The sequence below is a fragment of the Dawidia cretensis genome (assembly GCF_018598175.1).
Classification (GTDB): Bacteria; Bacteroidota; Bacteroidia; order Cytophagales; family Cyclobacteriaceae; genus Ohtaekwangia; species Ohtaekwangia cretensis.
In genome coordinates this window covers 92,955-110,032 of sequence record NZ_JAHESE010000027.1, presented here as the reverse complement: position 1 = coordinate 110,032, position 17,078 = coordinate 92,955, and the positions used below count along the sequence as shown (strand labels likewise).

The window sequence follows — 17,078 nt, the reverse complement described above, 5'->3', positions numbered from 1 at the left end:
AGTCCATTCTTCTGCTTTATCAGCTCTCGCTTTCCGCATCCCCGCCGCTCTTCTAGCGATTGGGGATGCAAATGTAGCAGGTGTTTTTCGTTTTGCAAATTCAACTGTGAAAAAATTACACAGTGACCAGCGAACGGTGTATTGTTTGGGTGCGATCAGGCCCTGTCGACACCAATGTAATAGGAACATTAAGCTCTGTTTCCAGAAACTTTATATAATCGTTCAGCTCCGAAGGCAAACTTTCTTTCGATTTGCGCAGGTCGGTGCCCCAGCCTTTTAATTCTGTATAAACTGGGGAAATTTTTTCATGCACGATCTCATACGGGATCATATCCGTCACCGAACCGTCGTTTAGCTCGTAATGCGTGCAAACTTTTATGGTCGGGAAGATGCTCAACACATCTGCTTTCATCATCAATAACTGCGTGACGCCATTAATCATGATGGAATATTTTAGCGCTGGCAGGTCAATCCAGCCACAGCGACGCGCACGTCCTGTGGTAGAGCCAAACTCGTTGCCCTCCTTGCGCATAGCCTCGCCGTCGGTATCCAACAACTCGGTGGGGAATGGACCACTGCCAACGCGGGTGCTATAGGCCTTAAAGATGCCATATACTTCGCCGACATGACGCGGTGCAATCCCCAGGCCGGTACACGCGCCGGCGGTCACTGTACTGGAGCTTGTTACAAACGGATAACTACCAAAGTCGATGTCGAGCAACGCTCCCTGCGCACCTTCTGCCAGGATCGACGATCCGGCCTTCAGCTCGCGGTTCAGGAAATATTCGCTTTCAATGAGGTTAAATTCTTTCAGGAATTGCACGGCATCCAGGAATTGAGCTTCCAGCTCTGCCCAGTTGTAGGTCACATCGTGATCTTTCAAGATCTTGAAGTGCACGTCCGTGAGGCGCTTCAGACGGTCTTTGAAATCAGCCGAGAGGATATCCCCTACCCGCAGGCCCTGGCGACCGATCTTATCCTGGTACGTGGGACCGATGCCTTTTAAGGTTGAGCCAATTTTATTTTCGCCCTTCGCCTTTTCATAGGCCGCGTCCAGTAGCCGGTGCGTGGGCAGGATCAACGTGGCCTTTTTAGAAATGAAAAGATTTTTCCTGACGTTCAGATTGAACTTGGCCAGTTTGTCAATTTCGGCTTTAAAGATCACCGCATCGAGCACCACGCCATTACCGATGACGTTGCGCGTGGTCTCACGGAAAATGCCGGAGGGAATTTGATGCAGTACGTGCTTGATGCCGTCGAACTCCAGTGTATGGCCGGCATTGGGGCCACCCTGGAACCGGGCGACTACATCGTACTTAGGGGCCAGTACGTCAACGATCTTCCCTTTGCCTTCGTCTCCCCATTGAAGGCCCAATAAAACATCTACCTTAGACATCCGTGAAATTTCTTATTGATCTGATAAATTATTTTGCGATTTCTGCTTCCGACTGTATGATCTGGAAGATGGCGTTGAGCTTGGTAATGACCAGCAGCTTTTGCACGTTTTCCGACGGCTTCATGAGGTAAACCTCACCGCCCTTATTGCGAAACTTGGTGAGAATTGTAATGAGCACGCCAATGCCGGTACTGTTGATGTAACGCAGCTCAGAAATATCGATGATACAGGTCAGCGCCTTTTCTTGTATGGCGTTATTGACGATCTCGATGACGGCAGCGCCATTGTCTTCGCCGATCAGGTCACCCGACAGGCGTATGGACAGTTTGCTACCGTTTATTTGGTGATTAAAGTTCATAGTGTATTGTGCTTAGTTTGAAGCCGCCTGGCGATGCTCACAATCCACTTTGGTGCAGGCAGCGTACAGAATCAACGAATGGTGCATCACGTTGAAATGGAGGATCTCCTCCACGGTGTTTTGAATGTTCTGAATGCGGGGGTCGCAAAACTCCACCACCTTGTGACATTCGGTGCAGATCAGGTGATCGTGCTGTTTGAAGCCGTACGATTTTTCGTATTGCGCCAGGTTCTTGCCAAACTGGTGTTTGCTAACCAGGTCGCATTCCACCAGCAAGTCGAGCGTGTTGTAAACAGTGGCCCGGCTTACGCGGTAGTTCTTATTCTTCATGCTGATGTAAAGTGACTCTACATCAAAATGGCCATCGCGGGTGTAAATTTCCTCGAGTATGGCGTACCGTTCAGGCGTCTTGCGAAGCTCCTTGTTTTCCAGGTAAGCCGTAAAGATCTTCCTGACCTCGTCGTATAATTTCGGATTTAGTGCCATGAATTAACGGGCAAAAATAATCAAGTTTCGGCGATCTGCCAATTTAGCTTTTTTAGGCGTAGACTTTTGGCCAAAAAGGTTGTATTACAGGGTTTTAGTGGAGCTTAGAGAGGGAAACTGGGGAGTAACAGCGGAATGATTGCGGGGCTTTCCGTGGCAAAGGCACCCTGACGGCATAGCGGAGGCATTGCCTGACCGGAGATAAAGCAGCGCTCCTGAATGTTGGCTTATCTGTGCTTTATAGATGCTTTATGTATGCAATATCTATGCTATATCCCTGGCTTGGGCCTGCCTTTGATATGTTTTAGCCGGGGTTTACCCGTATCAAAGCCGTACTAAAGCCATACATTACCCGTATCAACCCTATACCATAGCTATCCTTCACCTATACCTGACATATCCCCTACGCGGGCAGTCGTAGTTATTCCTTAGAATCGAAACGGCTCACCTTCACAACCCCCTCCACGCTCCGCAACTTCTCAATCAGCTGCTCCAAATGGCGGGTATCGTTTACGTAAAGCATGATTTCGCCTTCAAAAATGCCGGAGTCGGTGTGGATGGACATGGAGCTCATATTCACTTTCAGCTCTTCGGAGATGACTTTAGAAACGTCGTTGATGAGGCCTACGCGGTCGGTGCCGCGGATTTTCAGGCCGGTAAGGAACGCCACCTCGTGCTGGGACGTCCACTTGGCTTTTACGACCCTGTTTCCGTGGTGCGACAAGAGCTCGGGTGCATTGGGGCAGTTGGTGCGGTGTATTTTGATACCTTCCGACACAGTCACAAAGCCAAAGACGTCGTCGCCGGGGATGGGCGTACAACATTTAGCCAGCTTGTAGTCCACCACGTCCATGTCCTCGCCTACCAACAGAATGTCATCGTAGCGGCCTTTCTTGGTAATTTCCTGCTCAATGGTCTTCGCGTCGGCCACTTGCAGGTTGGGCCTGCTTTTAATGGGCGAGGACGGTTTGTTCTCAATAAATTTTTTGAGGTCTGCCGCGGTGATAAAACCACGGCCGACACGGTAATACAATTCAAAATTGGCGGGCACTTTAAAATGCTCGCGCAGTTGCTCCATAAACTGCTGAGTGGGCTCTTCTTTTAGCTGGCGAAGCTTGCGGAGCAGTATCTCCTTTCCCTCTTCGGCCGATTTCCTTTTGTCTTCTTTAAGCTCGTCTTTGATGCGCGACTTGGCCTTGGAGCTCACGACAAACCGCAGCCAGTCCTCGTGAGGGCGTTGTTTGGCAGAGGTGAGGATCTCAATCTGGTCGCCGTTCTTCAGCACATAGTTGATCGGCACCAGCTTATTGTTCACTTTGGCGCCGATGCATTTGGAACCCACCTGGGTGTGGATCTCGAACGCAAAATCCAGCGCTGTCGCGCCGTAGGGCAATGTTTTCAGCTCCCCCTTGGGAGTGAACACAAATACCTCGTCGCTGAACAGGTTGCCGCGGAAGTCGTCGACAAAGTCCAGAGCACTATGGTTGTTTTGTTCCAATAGATCGCGTACGCGGGCCAACCACTTCTCGAGGTTCGATTCGGCGGTCGTGTTGGTGTCTTTATATTTCCAGTGGGCAGCGTAACCCTTTTCCGCGATTTCATCCATGCGTTTGCTGCGAATCTGCACCTCCACCCATTGGCCGTTTTTGGCCATGACCGTAGTGTGCAGCGACTCGTAGCCGTTCGCTTTGGGGGTGCTGATCCAGTCGCGCAGGCGGTCGGGATTGGGGGTGTAGTAATCCGTCACAATGGAATACACCTGCCAGCAGAGCGCTTTTTCGTGCTCCATAGTGGTGTCGAGTATGATGCGGATGGCAAACAGGTCATACACCTCCTCGAAAGGAATGTTCTGTTTGCGCATCTTATTCCAGATGGAGTGAATGGACTTGGGACGCCCTTTAATGTCGTATTCGATGCTGAGCTTGTCGAGCTCCTCTTTGATCGGCACCACGAACTGTTTGATAAACTTGTTCCGGGCGAACCGGGTGGCGTCGATCTGCTGCGCAATAGACTGGTAGATAGGTCGGTCCGTAAAGCGCAGGTAGAGGTCTTCCAGTTCGGTTTTGATGGCATTTAGGCCCAGGCGGTGTGCCAGCGGGGCATAGAGATAAATGGTCTCGTTGGCAACCTTCAGCTGTTTCTGACGGGGCATGCTGTCGAGCGTGCGCATATTGTGCAGACGATCGGCCAGCTTGATAAGGATCACCCGCACGTCTTCCGACAGGGTAAACAGCATTTTGCGGAAGTTTTCCGCTTGTTGCGAAGTGCCGTATTCAAAAACACCGCGGATTTTGGTCAGACCATCGATGATCTTGGCGATTTTTTTGCCAAACATGCGCTCGATGTCGATCAGCTCGATGTCGGTGTCTTCCACGACGTCGTGCATGAGGGCGGCAATGATCGAGGTTGTGCCCAGGCCGATTTCCTCCACGCAAATCTCGGCTACTGCCAGGGGATGGAAAATAAAGGGCTCTCCAGACTTGCGGCGCATGTCCTTGTGAGCCTCCAGCGACAGTGTAAAAGCCTTTTTGATCAATTTGGCGTCCTCATCTTTTAAGATGGGTTTAGCCTTGCGTAGTAATCTTCTGTATCGGCTGATGATCTCTTTTTTCTCCTGCTCCGTGTCGATTACCATCTTCTGAAATCCCTGATTTGAACTAATAAACGAGGTTTTTTCCTCTTTTGTAAGCTCTTTGTGAATAAAAAACGTAAACTATTCTTTATTTGCGAATATTCCATAAATTTGCGGCCTCATTTTCCGGATGTGGCGTAATTGGTAGCCGTGCCAGACTTAGGATCTGGTGCCGAAAGGCGTGGGGGTTCGAGTCCCTCCATCCGGACCAGCTGAACCCTCACTGTTCGTTAACAAAAGCGCGGGCAGAGAGGGTTCTTGGTTTCTCTGGAAAGGTAAACAATCAAACGTTTTAAGCTTTGGAAATAACTCTGAACAAAAAGAACAGCACTGAAGGTCTAATTAAAATTAGATTAACCGAAGGTGATTATCAACCCCGCGTGGAAGAAAAGCTGAAAGATTATTCGCGCAAAGCGAATATCAAAGGCTTCCGTCAGGGCAAGGTGCCTACCGGAGTGGTCAAGAAGATGTTCGGTAAATCCATCCTGGTAGACGAGATCAACCACCTTCTGTCAAACAAGCTTTCCGACTACATCAAAGAAAATAAGCTCCGCATTCTCGGCGAGCCCCTGCCCAATCAGGAAAAGGCCAGCGGCATTGACTGGGATACTCAGCGTGATTTTGAGTTCGAATACCAGATTGGGATGGTGGAAGATTTCACCTACGATCTTTCTCCCAGCGTAAAAGTTCAAGGCTACACCATTACAGTGGATGATAAGGTGATGGACGAGACGATCGCCGATCTGAAAAACCGCTTTGGCAACATGACCTACCCCGAGGCTGCCGGTGCAGAAGATAACCTGACAGGTGAGCTTCGCGCGAAAGACGGTGACTTCAAAAAAGAATACGCTTTCCTGCAACTGGACAAAGTCGATAAGAAAGAGCAAGCCAGGTTTGTTGGCGTGAAGAAAGACGAAGAAGTAGAATTTGAAGTAAGCAAACTTTTTGCTGAAGAAGGTCTTACCGGCCAGTTGCTCGGCATTCCTGCTGAAGAAGCTAAAAGCGCCAAAGGAACCTATATTTTTAAAGTTACCAACATCAGCCATAACGAGCCCGCCGCTGTTAACACCGAGCTTTTTGATCGTGTTTTCGGTCCTGGCGTGGTGACGACAGAAGCTGATTTCATTCAGAAGGTAAAGGAAACGATCGGCGAGAATTACAAGCGCGAGTCGGAACACTTCCTCGACCACCACATTGAAGACTACTATCTCGATAACACCAAGATCGAGATGCCGGCTGAGTTCCTGAAGAGCTGGTTGAAGTCGACCAGCAATGGTCAGGTAACAGACGATGTACTGGCAAAAGAATTTGATGCGTACGCGCGTGGCCTGAAGTGGGACCTGGTGAAAAACAAAATTGCCGAAGACAAGCAGATCACCGTAGAGTCGGAAGAAGTTCGCGACAAAGCGAAGGAAATGATCCTGGCACAGTTTGGCGGCCAGCAATTTGCTGCCCAACTGGGTGACCGCATGGATGCCATTGCCGACAATTATTTACAAAGCGAGAACGGCCAGAACTTCATGCGCCTCTACAACCAGCTTCGTGGCGAGAAGATCATGAAGCTGATCCGGGAGAGCATTACGGTACAGGAGAAAAAAGTGTCAGCAGACGAGTTCAAGAAGATCGTCGAAGAGCACAAACACTAATCGATACGTATTCAGGCCGGTAGCGGCCGTTGCCGACGGCTGCAATAAAGCGCACCGGTCATGCGACTATGGTTTTAATTCCGCCGTCGGGAGGGAATTAAAACCATTTTTGCTTTAAATGGGTTTAAGGATCGAAAGGGTTGGATTTGTGACCTTGGATGCCTAAGATTACTATAATTTCCGACCTCCAAAATGTAATTTATTTTCATAATTGACTATGCAGTATAACAATGAATTCAGAAAGTACGCGGTGCACCACATGGGCATGAGCAGTAATACCGTTGACAGCTATGCGCAGCAAATCCAAAACATGACGCAGTATGTGATCGAAGAGCGGCCGGGCAACTTCCGCGCGATCGATGTCTTTACGCGCCTTATTTCTGACCGTATTATTTTCCTGGGAATGGGTATCGACGACCAGATCGCCAACCTGATCACCGCACAGCTGCTTTTCCTCGAGTCATCAGACCCGAAGAAAGACATCATCATGTACATCAACAGCCCGGGTGGTTCTGTGTATGCCGGCCTCGGTATCTACGACACCATGCAATATGTAAATCCTGATGTTGCCACCATCTGTACAGGCCTGGCAGCTTCGATGGGCGCTGTGCTGCTGACGGCGGGTGCTGCTAAAAAACGCTCTGCCCTGCCCCATGCACGGGTGATGATTCACCAGCCCATGAGCGGCATGCAAGGTCAGGCTTCGGATATGGAAATTTCATTGAAGCAGACCCTGGAAGTGAAAAAGGACCTGTATAACATCCTGGCCAAGCATAGCGGCGCCAAATACGAGAAAATCGAGAAAGATTCCGATCGTGACTACTGGATGCGCGCCTCTGAAGCCAAGGAATATGGCCTGATCGACGAAGTTCTGGAACGTAAGAAAATCTAATTTAAAGGCAGATTTGTCACTGTGCAGATGTGCTAACTATTGGGTATTTTTGAACACCCAATGCGCACATTTGCACATTGGTAATCTCTACAAAACATGGCTGAAGTTACCTGCTCATTTTGCGGAAGAAGTAAAAAAGATGTTGACCTGATGATCTCCGGCATCCACGCGCACATTTGCGACAAATGTGTGACGCAGGCGAACCAGATCCTCAGCGAGGAGAAGAAAAGCAAGACGGAAGCGGGCTTTTCGCCCAATTTCAAGCTGATCAAACCGATCGAGATCAAGAAGTTCCTGGACGAATACGTCATCGGCCAGGACGATGCTAAAAAGATCATGTCGGTCGCGGTGTACAACCACTACAAGCGGTTGATGCAGCGCAAGCTTGACAGCGATGTAACCATCGAGAAATCGAATATCATCATGGTTGGCGAGACCGGTACCGGTAAAACGTACCTGGCCCGCACACTGGCCAAGATGCTGCAAGTTCCGTTCTGTATTGCCGACGCCACTGTGCTGACCGAAGCCGGTTATGTTGGCGAAGACGTAGAAAGCATTTTAACACGCCTGCTCCAGTCCGCCGACTACAACGTCGAGGCTGCCGAGCGTGGCATTGTTTATATCGACGAGATCGATAAGATCGCGCGTAAATCAGACAACCCTTCCATCACCCGCGATGTAAGCGGTGAAGGTGTACAACAGGCGCTGCTGAAGCTTCTGGAAGGCACGGCAGTGAACGTACCGCCCCAAGGCGGACGGAAACACCCCGACCAGAAAATGATCACTGTCAACACGGAGAACATTCTGTTCATCTGCGGCGGTGCATTTGAAGGCATTTCGCGCTTTATTGGCAACCGCCTCAATACACGTCCCCTGGGCTTTGTGGCGGGTCTCGATGGCCTGCATCCTGCCGATATCAACAAAGACAACCTGCTGCAGTTTATAACAGCGCAGGATCTGAAAAGCTTCGGCCTGATTCCCGAGCTCATTGGTCGTCTGCCAGTGGTGTCCTATCTGAACCCGTTGGACACCGACGCCCTGCGTAAGATTTTGACGGAGCCCAAAAACGCGCTCATTAAACAATACCGCAAGCTGTTCGACATGGAAAGCATCGAGCTCGAATTCAAAGATGGCGCCATCGATTTTATCGTCGAGAAAGCCATGGAGTTTAAGCTGGGAGCCCGTGGTCTACGCAGCATCTGCGAAGCCATCATTAACGACGCCATGTTCGAGCTTCCGTCTGAGAAGAATACCGACAGGCTGGTGATCAACCGCGCATACGCGGAAGAGAAATTTAGCAAATCACATTACAGCAAGCTGAAAGTAGCCTAACCAGGCTACTTTCCGGCTTTCTTTAAATATTGGGTCATCAGCCGCGCCGCATTGTCGGACGCCGACCCTGTGTCCAGTATTTGTATAATCCGATCGTATTCTTGTAACATGTTTTCCCGGTAGGGTATATCCTCTAACATATGGGTAAGCTCCGCTGAAACATCATCTGGATTGGCCTTTCCCTGGATCATTTCTTTGACCACTTCCTTGCCGGCAATCAGGTTTACCAGGGATATATACGCAACTCTAATGATCTGCTTCACCAGCCAGTACGACACCTGGCTCGCCTTATAAACCACCACCTGAGGTACTCGAAACAACGCTGTTTCCAGTGTCGCGGTGCCGGAGGTCACAATTGCCGCAGCAGCATGTTGCAGCAGGTTGTAGGTGTCCTCAAAGATAAATGTTACGTTAGGGTACTGCTGCAGCAAGCCATATAACGACTTATCCAGATTTGATACCGCCGCCACAGCAAACTGGCGGTCCGGGAATCGCTCCACCACAGCTGCCATCAGTGGAATAATCGTGCGCAGCTCCTGTCTGCGGCTGCCGGGCAGCAAAGCGACCAGGGGAGTCTTACCGGTAAGCTGATTACGTTCGAGGAACTGCAGGTCTTGTATATGCGCTTTTACAGCATCCAGCACGGGATTGCCGACATAGTCCACCTCCCAGTCAAACCTTTTAAAGAAATCCTTCTCAAATGGTAGGATGACAAACAGCTGGTCGACATTGGCTTTGAGCTCGAGCGCCCTGCGCTGGTACCAGGCCCATACCTTGGGTGGAATGTAGTAAAAGACCTTGATGCTGTTCTTTTTGCCAAACTTGGCAATTCGGCGGTTAAAGCCGCCATAATCTACTAAGATGATCACATCAGGCTTGTACGCTGCGATATCGGCCTTACACTTCCCAATATAACGGGATATTCTATTCAGGTTCGTGAGAATCTCCACCAGCCCCATGAACGCCAGGTCGCGATAGTGCACCGTGAGCTTTACCCCACCCGATTCCATGTAATCGCCTCCAAAGCCTTGAAATTCGGCTTGTGGATCGTGCTGCTGAATGGCCCGGACGAGGTTGCCGGCATGCAGATCGCCTGACCGCTCCCCCGCTATGATATAATATCGCATGGCTGATAGAACTGATGAACGGGGTACGAGTTACAATTTATTCGCCAAAGTACTCTACATAATTCCGAGGCGTCTCGTACAAGCGGAGTGAATGCAGAGTACCGTATTTCGTAATGGCGGGTACCTGGACGTTCAGGATCTTCCAAATCTCGAGGATCAATGTTTCGCAACTGGCCAGTTTGCCCTGCATAAAATCGACGTCGAGGTTGAGGTTCTTATGATCGAGCTTATCTATCACCTCCCGGCGGATGAGCGTGCTCAGGCGCTTGAGGTCGACCACAAAGCCCGTTTCAGGATCGGGATGGCCTTTTACGGTCACAATCAGCTCGAAATTATGGCCATGCCAGTTTTCGTTGGCACACGGGCCAAATACCTCCGCATTCTTTTCCGGTGTCCACTGGGGATTGTAAAGCTTGTGGGCGGCGTTAAAATGTTCTTTCCGTGAGATGTAGATCATAAGTAACCAGACTGCAAATATAACACCTCTCCCACTCATAGTAAATTCGACTGGTTTCCAGGAATTTAACTTCCAAAGTTCAAAAAATCCAACTACCTATACGGGTAAACATCCTTCGGATTAACCTTCACCTAACCATATGAAAAAACATGTTATCAGCGCGACCCTGTTAGCACTCATGCTTTCGTTTCAGGCGCATGCTCAAACCGTTGGCAATAATCCTTCTGCGGGAATGGATATACAGACCAACTCAGGGGGCTTTGTCACGCAGCTGCCACCTGCACCGGCGGAAATCAAAGGGAGCTATTACTTGACGGACGATTGGAAACGGGGGACGATCTATCTGAAAGAGATGTCCCTTAAAGACTACTATTTTAAGTATGACATCCAACACAATCAATTTGAAATAAAAATAGAAAATCAGGTTAAAGTACTTTCAGGGCAGCGTGTTGACAAGTTCCAGCAGGATGACAATAGCAATGCAGGACTCACCACATATGTAAACTCGAGGAACTACACGCTAGACGGTACACCTATACAAGGCTTTCTGCAAGTTATTGTTGATGGGGACTGGGACCTGGTGTCTAAAACTGAAGTAAAATTAGTAAAGAGTGGTTACGTAGCGGCCTTAGATGCTGGCTCGCCGGACGCTCAGTTGTCAAAGAGCGATAAATACTACCTGGCCGACAAACAGGGTCACCTGATTCTTGCCCAGTCGATCAAAAAGAAAAGTATCCCGGAAATATTCCAACAAGAACCTAAGGATGCACAGGATCGTCTGATCGCAGCAAATCTGAATAGCAAGCGATTACCGGATTTAATTAATATGTTAAGCATACTTAACGGAGAGACACAGAATCAATAACAGCTTTTCAGTAAAGAAGGCCTCTGCCTCTTTCATTCTTTAAATCAAAAAAAGCCATCTGTTTATCACAGATGGCTTTTTCATGACTTTGAACTTTGATTACTGCTTGGTGAGTATTTCGTTCACGACGCGGTCACCTCCGTCACCTGCATATTTGTAGCGAAGCTTAAAGACCTTAGTATCCGGGTTGTATGTATTGTCATCTGCATCTACCTGGAACTGCACGGTTCCCGTACTAGCAGGACCTTTCGGTACTAACGTTACTGTGTTATCAGGATTTACGACCAACCACATAACCCAGCCGCTACCACCAAGGTCAGCATATTCTGTAGAAACAGTTTCCGGATCAATTGGCGCCAGCGTTTTGTTCCGGTTGATACCTCGTTCTCCGCCCGTCGGGTGAACAAACTTACCGACCGATTTATAGCTCCCGGAGTATGCATTTGCTACTGACACTGTAATTGTGTTCAGATTCACCACTTCGCGGCCGTCAGCCATTACTGACACAAAGCGATATTCCCAGAAATCACCAATCCGTAGCGTAGCTTCATCTTCAGGTAGGGGTTGATTTTCAAGGAGCAATCCGTTGCGTAATTGGGCATAGGTTTGGTTGAGCGTCACATCAACGCGTTCCTCCACATTGGAGCTGTTAACTTCCAGCTCTGTTACCAGCACTTCGTTGCTATGCTTCGCTGTCGATTCCAGGCCACATTCAGAGCAATATGATTTATATACCTGCACCTTTTCCACGCCAATTCCCTGGCGAACGGTCAAGACCACGTCTATCGATGCTGTTTTACCAAGCACGTAGGAAATAGAGGCTGATTGGGGCACCAAAAGGCCACCTTCTATTGCATTTGTCGTTATCTGATCCTCGTTGTCCTCACAAGCAAATGCCATTGCTGCAAGACCACTTAGCAGAAAGTATTTAAATATTTTCATTTGTTCTTAATCTAATGTTATTCAAAAACACTTTTTCCTTTTTACACGTGATCAATTTGCATCCCACCACACCGGGCTATTCATGCTTTCGTCACCCTCTTGATCGTCCTTAGCCTTTTGCAACGCAGTAGGGTTTTTAGTTTCCTCGTCGAGCGGGTATTGCAGGCGCACAGGGATCTTACCACCGTTCAGGCCGTTAACCGCCGGCGTCAACTCGGGGTACCCAGTTCTTCTCCATTCAAACCAGGACTCCAGACCTTGATCGAACATGGCAATGTACTTTTGAGTAGCGATCAATCGGTCGGCCTCGGCTGGGGTGTAAGGTGCTGCTTCCTCAATTTGATATTCAACAGCCTTATACAGCGAATCCGGCATAGACCAGCCGCCCGATGTTACGTGTCTGTCGATCAAATCCTGGAAATAATCTTCATACTGATAAAACGAAGCTTCGACGCCAGCCTCATAGTAGGCCTGTGCTTGCGCCTCACCACCAGGGATAAAGCCTTTGTGCGCCGCTTCTGCCAGAATGAATTGCAGTTCGGAATAGCTCAACAACATGCCGGGGGTTTCGCCGCGCAAGAAATACGTGCCGATTTTCGATGTATTGGCCAGGCCGTTTCCATTGTATGCAGCTGCTGCAGAAGACGTGAGGCCGTTTTGCATACCTACATATGACGCTGTGCCAGAAGCAGGTTGTGCATACAGCATGATACGTTCATCACCATTGGCGTCGAGCATATCAATGATGTTTTTGCTCACACGGTGATCATCGCGTGTCTTTCTGTTTTCGTTGATCGGGTTGTTGTTCGGAGCCAGACCTAAGTACTGCAGGTATGCGCTCTGACCATCTGCAAAAATGGGGAACACGTCAGGTGTAGTGACGATTTCCGTCATCTGAGCTGTTACGAACGGAACATCTTTCGCAGACATTCTTAGCAGTAATCTCAAACGCAGGGAGTTGGAATATTGCTGCCACAAGGCCAGATCATTATCAAACAGGATATCACCGGCGATTTCGTTTTCGGTTTCTGCCAACAGCGTATTGGCTGTTTTCAGGTTTTCGATGATCGCGCGGTAAATGGCTTCCTGCGTGTCGTATTCAGGGCTGAGGATGCCGCCATCGACTGGGTCACCCTGGAAAGCCTTCGAAAATGGAGCAGCTCCCCACAGGTCTGTAACGATAGACATGATGTGAGCCTGCATGATTAAACCAACTGCTTTATAGGCAGTGTTTCCTGAAGCATCCGCAATTTTAAGCAGCTTTGCGATATCCTGTCCAGATGCGCTATAGAAGCTGTTCCAGGTAGTGTTCAGTTCAGAGACGCGGGGTTGATACCGGTCTTCGTCGGTATATTGCGCCTTCGCCATATACTGCACCCAGCCGGCGCCGATCTCATGACCCAGCCCGATGGAATGAAGCCGGTCGGTAGAGCTCTCGATTGCATTTGTCAGCAACAAGTTCGGGCTTGCCTGTTCGGCTGTCGGCGCGTTCTCGTTGGTGTTGAATTTATCAAAGTTATCAGTACATGCGCTGACACCCACCGCGAGCGTAACCAGTGCAACGTATTTTATAATATTTTTCTTCATAGTTGTCATGTTAAGAGTTCGTCAAACGAGAATTCTTATTGCAATTTAAAGCCGATGTTAAAGCCGATGCTTCTGGCAGAAGGAGACTGACCAAATTCAAGACCTTGCACGTTTGTATTGCTGAATGAAGTTTCAGGATCAACGTGCGGGATTTTGCTATAGAGCAATGCTAGGTTGCGGCCGGTAACAGCAAACGTTACGTCTCTGATCGGCAGTTTGCCTAACAGGCTGTTCGGCACGGTATATCCCAGGCGAACTTCACGCAGTTTTACATAGCTGGCATCGAATATAGAGGATTCGGTGATCGTGTTTGAAAACGCCGCTTTATTATAGTCTTCTGCTGTTACGACGATGTTGTTCGTCACGTACTCCGGAGTTTCCGCACTACCTACATTCATCACACCATCGCCTACGATACCTGCTTCACGTCCTTTCAGCGTTTCTTCCAGGATACCTGCGTAACGGCCCCATGCAGTCGTCATGCTGTAGACGTCGCCGCCTCTTTTCACGTCGATCAGGAACGAAAGCAAAATACCCTTGTAGCTGAATTGGTTGTTGAAACCACCTGTCCAATCCGGCGTATAGTTACCCAGTGCTTTCGGTGTAGTAGACGTTACAGGAAGACCGCTTTCGTGAATGATGCGTCCCTGTGGATCGCGCTCGAAGCCATAGCCATACAGTGTACCGAATCGCTGGCCGGGAACCGCTGCTACCTGCATGCTCCAGTATGTACCGAGTACATATTGTTCAACACCCGGATACAACTCTACTACCTGGTTTACGTTCTTTGCAAAGTTCACGGTGAAGTCCCACTGGAAACCGCTTGCTGTTGACAGCGGCGTAACACCTAAGGTAAGTTCTACGCCTTTGTTAGAAATCTCACCGGCGTTGATGTATTTCTCCAAATAACCGGAAGAGCTGGATACCGGAACCGCGATGAGCTGTTTCGTGGTCTTCTGGTTGTAATACGTCAGTTCTGCTCTGACTTTGTTGTTAAACAACGATGCGTCAACACCAAATTCAAGTGAGTTTGTGCGCTGAGGCTCCAGATCGGGGTTAGACAGGGTATTGTCTACGAACAAATTCGGGAGTTTTGTACCTGCGTTCCAGCTATCTCCGAACGTCACGTAGTTCAACAGTCTGAACGGATCGGTATCAGAACCTACCTGAGCAAAACCACCGCGCACTTTCAACGATGTCAGTACATTTGACTGCAGACCGGCCAGTTCAGAGATTACGACGCTTACGTTAGCCGCGGGATAGAAATAGGAGTTATTGCCATCAGGCAATGTGCTCGACCAGTCGTTACGACCGCTGAAATCCAGGAAGAGGGCATCACGGAAACCGATCTGGCCTGAGAAGTACAAGCTGTTGATGCGCTTCGTGTTTTCGTAGCTTGATGTTCTGAGCGCTACCTTTGAGTTGCCCAGCGTGTAGATACCTGGTACCGCCAACTCGTCGGCATTGCCTGTTATCTGATGCTTACGTTGTGTCATTCTGTTCCCACCAGCATTCAGTGAAAGAACTATATCATCGCTCAACGATTTGTTGAACGAGAGGAGGAAGTCGGAGTTTACTTCTGAGAATGTGTTAGACGTCTCCGAGTACTCACCTTGCGGATTGTCTATGTCGCCCGCCGCGATACGGCCGGTGTTCAGGTATGAATAGTAATCAGTACCTGTTCTTACGAACACGCTCAGCCAGTCATTAAAGCGATATTGCGCTTTAACGTTACCATAGACACGATTTCTGTCCATCCCGTTCAGGTTTTCGTTCAACGTGAAGTACGGGTTGTTGTGATAGTTGTAGTTCCAGCTGTATTTCTCACCGGCAGCGTTCTGGTAGTTTTTCAGTTCGGCGATGTCTACCTGGCGACCGAACCATACGAACTGCTGCATTACGTTTTGACCACTGTAACCATAACCCGGCAGGTTATCGCTGTGTGTGTTTACAAAGTTGGCAGACGCAGAGATGTTGAACTTCTCTGTCACGCTCAGGTTAGCGTTAATCGCCACAGTGTTCTTGTCTTGGTCGGTATTGGGAATCATACCGTCTTGGCTTTGGCGCGTATACGAAAGACGTACGGCACCTTTATCACCACCGCCGCTGATAGACACGCTGTTTACTACGGTCTTACCAGTTTCGAAGAAATCTTTAATGTTGTCGGGATGAGAAACCCAGGGAGTAGGCTGTCTAACACCGTCTACTACCGGTGAGTTGAATTGCGGCAGGGAAGTGCCTACGTCGAGACGCGGACCCCAGCTTTCGTCAGTACCATCGTTGAGACCACCACCAGCACCGTCTTCGAATGAGAAGATCCCACCAGAGCCTTGTCCATATGAATTTTGATAGTCGGGCAAGCGGAACGGCTTGTCGAAGGTAACAGAGGAGTTTACCTGAATGCCCAGGCCTGCACCTCTTTTACCAGACTTCGTTTTTACAATGATAACACCGTTGGCACCACGCGAACCGTAAAGGGCAGCTGCGTTCGGGCCTTTCAGTACCGTGATCGATTCGATGTCGTCAGGGTTCAAGTCAGCGGCGGCGTTACCGCGGTTTACACCGTCAGTACCAGTACCTGTGCCTGTTCCTACCGTTGTCGAGGGACCGATTGAGCCGAAGCCTTCGTTGCTGATCGGTACACCGTCTACTACGAACAGGGGCTGGTTGTTCCCAAATGAGTTTGAACCGCGAATCACGATACGGGAAGAAGCACCTACAGAACCAGAAGAATTTGTGATCTGTACACCGGCGATTTTACCGGAGAGTGAATTTACCACATTGGCTTCGCGTGCTTTTAACAGTTCGTCAGATTTGATGTCCTGTACGGCGTAGCCTATTGATTTTTTGCTGGCTTGTTCGCCGAGGGCAGTTACCACAACTTCGGAGAGTTGTTGGGTGTCTTGTGTCATTGCTACATCTACGCTCGCACGGTTGCCAATCTCCATTTCTTGTGAGGTCAGGCCGATGAACGTAAAAATGAGTACTCCCCCTTCTGCGGGGACCTTCAAGGTGTAAGCACCTGAGACGTCTGTAACGGTACCATTGGTGGTGCCCTTCAAGACAACGTTAACACCTGGTAGCGGGCTACCATCTTCGGCGGAGGTGATACGGCCTGTGACCGTTCGCTCCTGTGCCCATACAGCGCTGCTGGCGAGTGCAAACATCGCTGTTAAGCATACGAGTAGAATTCTCTTCATACTGCTAAGTTTAGGTTAATGAAAATTAAATATGCACTTCAAACTTATAACAAAATAATAACCCATAAAAGGGTACTCCCTCAAAATTTAGTAGGTAATGCCGAAAAAAATCCCCCAAAAAAGGTTATAGGAAACGTTTGTGCTAGTATGTGTTAGCC

At 49.2% G+C, this 17,078-nt stretch carries 13 protein-coding genes and 1 tRNA gene; 5 read left to right on the top strand and 9 right to left on the bottom strand.

Going from position 1 to position 17,078, the window contains the following annotated elements; translation table 11 throughout:
* Positions 1 to 115: 115 nt before the first annotated feature.
* From KK062_RS22070 to KK062_RS22055, 4 genes are all read right to left on the bottom strand, one after another.
* Entirely contained in the window at positions 116 to 1,396 is a 1,281-nt protein-coding gene (locus KK062_RS22070) for an adenylosuccinate synthase (RefSeq protein WP_254086523.1), read from the bottom strand.
* 28 nt (positions 1,397 to 1,424) lie between these two features.
* Positions 1,425 to 1,754 (bottom strand): STAS domain-containing protein, encoded by a 330-nt coding sequence (locus KK062_RS22065; RefSeq protein WP_254086522.1) that lies wholly within the window; start codon positions 1,752 to 1,754, stop codon positions 1,425 to 1,427.
* Between the two features lie 12 nt (positions 1,755 to 1,766).
* A complete protein-coding gene (locus tag KK062_RS22060; protein WP_254086521.1) occupies positions 1,767 to 2,240 on the bottom strand; it encodes a Fur family transcriptional regulator in 474 nt (157 codons plus the stop codon).
* A 421-nt stretch (positions 2,241 to 2,661) separates the two neighbouring features.
* A complete protein-coding gene (locus KK062_RS22055) occupies positions 2,662 to 4,875 on the bottom strand; it encodes a RelA/SpoT family protein (RefSeq protein ID WP_254086520.1) in 2,214 nt (737 codons plus the stop codon).
* A gap of 123 nt (positions 4,876 to 4,998) precedes the next feature.
* Here KK062_RS22055 and KK062_RS22050 point away from each other — a divergent pair.
* The 4 genes from KK062_RS22050 (at position 4,999) to clpX (ending at position 8,742) form a co-directional block, all read left to right on the top strand.
* A tRNA-Leu gene (locus KK062_RS22050) sits at positions 4,999 to 5,083 on the top strand.
* An 88-nt stretch (positions 5,084 to 5,171) separates the two neighbouring features.
* Positions 5,172 to 6,518 carry a trigger factor gene (locus tag KK062_RS22045; RefSeq protein ID WP_254086519.1) on the top strand — a complete coding sequence of 449 codons (1,347 nt, stop codon included), beginning with the start codon at positions 5,172 to 5,174 and terminating at the stop codon, positions 6,516 to 6,518.
* Positions 6,519 to 6,735: 217 nt separating this feature from the next.
* Positions 6,736 to 7,410, top strand: coding sequence for a ClpP family protease (locus KK062_RS22040; protein WP_317195804.1), 675 nt, complete (start codon positions 6,736 to 6,738; stop codon positions 7,408 to 7,410).
* Between the two features lie 96 nt (positions 7,411 to 7,506).
* Entirely contained in the window at positions 7,507 to 8,742 is a 1,236-nt protein-coding gene (clpX, locus tag KK062_RS22035) for an ATP-dependent Clp protease ATP-binding subunit ClpX (RefSeq protein ID WP_254086518.1), read from the top strand.
* Positions 8,743 to 8,747: 5 nt separating this feature from the next.
* Here clpX and lpxB read toward each other — a convergent pair whose 3' ends face one another.
* On the bottom strand, positions 8,748 to 9,869 hold the full coding sequence (lpxB, locus tag KK062_RS22030) for a lipid-A-disaccharide synthase (RefSeq protein ID WP_254086517.1): 1,122 nt from the start codon (positions 9,867 to 9,869) through the stop codon (positions 8,748 to 8,750).
* A 37-nt stretch (positions 9,870 to 9,906) separates the two neighbouring features.
* Positions 9,907 to 10,326 carry a 6-pyruvoyl trahydropterin synthase family protein gene (locus KK062_RS22025; RefSeq protein ID WP_254086516.1) on the bottom strand — a complete coding sequence of 140 codons (420 nt, stop codon included), beginning with the start codon at positions 10,324 to 10,326 and terminating at the stop codon, positions 9,907 to 9,909.
* A gap of 139 nt (positions 10,327 to 10,465) precedes the next feature.
* Here KK062_RS22025 and KK062_RS22020 point away from each other — a divergent pair, with 139 nt between their 5' ends.
* Positions 10,466 to 11,191, top strand: coding sequence for a hypothetical protein (locus KK062_RS22020; protein WP_254086515.1), 726 nt, complete (start codon positions 10,466 to 10,468; stop codon positions 11,189 to 11,191).
* A 99-nt stretch (positions 11,192 to 11,290) separates the two neighbouring features.
* On the opposite strand, the gene KK062_RS22015 is transcribed toward KK062_RS22020, so the two are convergent.
* Genes KK062_RS22015 through KK062_RS22005 form a run of 3 tightly spaced genes read right to left on the bottom strand, consistent with a single transcriptional unit; the run spans position 11,291 to position 16,920 of the window.
* Entirely contained in the window at positions 11,291 to 12,133 is an 843-nt protein-coding gene (locus tag KK062_RS22015) for a BT_3044 domain-containing protein (RefSeq protein WP_254086514.1), read from the bottom strand.
* Positions 12,134 to 12,184: 51 nt separating this feature from the next.
* Positions 12,185 to 13,720, bottom strand: coding sequence for a SusD/RagB family nutrient-binding outer membrane lipoprotein (locus KK062_RS22010; RefSeq protein WP_254086513.1), 1,536 nt, complete (start codon positions 13,718 to 13,720; stop codon positions 12,185 to 12,187).
* A 35-nt stretch (positions 13,721 to 13,755) separates the two neighbouring features.
* Positions 13,756 to 16,920: a SusC/RagA family TonB-linked outer membrane protein gene (locus KK062_RS22005; protein WP_254086512.1), complete on the bottom strand. Its 3,165-nt coding sequence runs from the start codon at positions 16,918 to 16,920 to the stop codon at positions 13,756 to 13,758.
* Positions 16,921 to 17,078: the final 158 nt, after the last annotated feature.